Genomic DNA, 1,835 nt, shown 5'->3' on the forward strand with positions numbered 1-1,835 from the left:
GGGGCTGATCCCGGAAATCCCACTCGCCATGTTTGTCACGCAGTGAAAAGTACCGCTCTTTTGCACGAGTCCCTTCTTCATCGGCGCGAATCCCGAGAATAATAGCTGTCCATTTGTGTTTGGTGATGGTTTGCTTCAGAGCGTCGATCTTCATGGCGGTGCAGCAGGTGACGCGTCCCTGCTGGGGACCCATGCCGGCTGCCAGCGCCTTGCTATTTTGCCCTACGACCAGATCAAGATGCCATTCCCGGCAGAGCCAATCGCGATACTCGATCAGCTCCGGCATCTCATATCCGGTATCGATATGAACCAACGGAAACGGCACATGTCCGAAGAACGCTTTTCTCGCGAGCCATAACAATACCGTTGAATCCTTGCCCATTGACCAGAGCATCGCCAGATCATCGAAGTGCTTGTAGGCCTCGCGTAGAATGTAGACGCTTTGATCTTCGAGCGCGCGGAGGTGTTTCATGGAATCCTTCTACTCATTCCGTGTTGAACGGACGCAGTCAGGCTTGGGGCTATCATCACGAACTTACATTCGAGGACCCATTCGAAGAGAATCATCGCTCATAGGAGGACCGCGATGTGATAGTCCATCCCGGCCCCTGAAAAAGGTGGCCGTTTTATGATCGTGATCCATAGGATGCTACTCTGTTATGCCTCTCTGTACCCTGCGATCGGCGCCTGCGATCCGCGGACGCATGAACCCCGCATGCCGGAGTTGGCATAGATTAATGCAATCGTCGGTCCCGAGATCTGGTGAGCGGATACGCGCCAACCGTTCATCTTCAACAAATTAAGGGGTTCAGGAGTGAATGGAGGTGGCGTGTGTCGGTGCACAGAGGTTGGTGTGGATGTGCGTCCGCGCTCGGTTACGGGTTTGACTTACGACGTCTGTCCAGCATCCACCGCGTGATGCCGAGATGCTTAGCGGCAAGGGACTTGTTTCCTTCGGAACGCCGTAAGACTTCGTTGATGATGCGGTCTTCGAGCTCAGACAAGGATTCGCCGAGACGGAATGCGATGTGGATCTGAGCGGGATCCGTTTTGTTTGTAGAAGGCAAAGTAGTATGGGTCAAATTGCCGACCAGTGGTAAAAAATCGCCTCGCATGTCAGAGGGGAAATGCATCGATTCAAGCGTATCGCCTGGGCAGAAAAGAACCGCCCGCTCTATAAGATTGCTGAGCTCCCGCACGTTGCCGGGAAAATGGTATCGCAACAGAACGGTGCGCGCGCTGTCTCCCAAATGACGAACCGGCTTTCTTAGTGAAAGAGCCAAGCGGGCTAAGAATTGCTCAGCGAGGGACATGATGTCATCCTGTCGCTCCCGCAGTGGGGGAATCATCAAGGTTACGACGTTCAGCCTGAAGTAAAGATCTTCTCGAAATTCACCTTTGGTGACCGCATCCTTCAGATTGCGGTTTGTTGCAGCCATAAAACGAACGTCCAACGGAATCGTGGTCGCCCCGCCCACCCGCCGGAATGCACGTTCTTCGATGACTCGAAGCAGTTTCGCTTGCAAAGGGAGTGGAAGATCTCCAATCTCATCGAACAGAACGGTTCCCCCCTCCGCCAGCTCCATCAGTCCGGTCTTGCGGCCTGACGCGCCGGTGAATGAGCCTTTCTCGTGCCCGAACAGTTCGCTTTCGAAGAGTTCTCGCGGAATCGACGGACAGTCGACTTCAATACAAGGCTTATGGGCGCTGGCGCCGTTATAGTGGATCACCCGCCCCATGTATTGTTTGCCGGTGCCAGTCTCGCCTTGGAGCAGCACGGTGACACGGTCGTTCTTGGCAAGTTCACGAATCTGATTCATGAAGGCTCGAGTGGC

Annotated in this window: 2 protein-coding genes; both read right to left on the bottom strand. The window is 54.4% G+C overall.

The annotated features are described in order from the left end of the window. The coding region (gene cysD, locus ACOSYY_RS13820; RefSeq protein ID WP_421663098.1) for a sulfate adenylyltransferase subunit CysD at window positions 1–472 on the bottom strand (472 nt) is incomplete at its 3' end. 403 nt (window positions 473–875) lie between these two features. Beyond that, window positions 876–1,835, bottom strand: a 960-nt coding sequence (locus tag ACOSYY_RS13825; protein WP_421663099.1) for a sigma-54 interaction domain-containing protein, incomplete at its 5' end; no start/stop codon positions are given.

The sequence above is a fragment of the Nitrospira sp. BLG_2 genome, assembly GCF_049222245.1.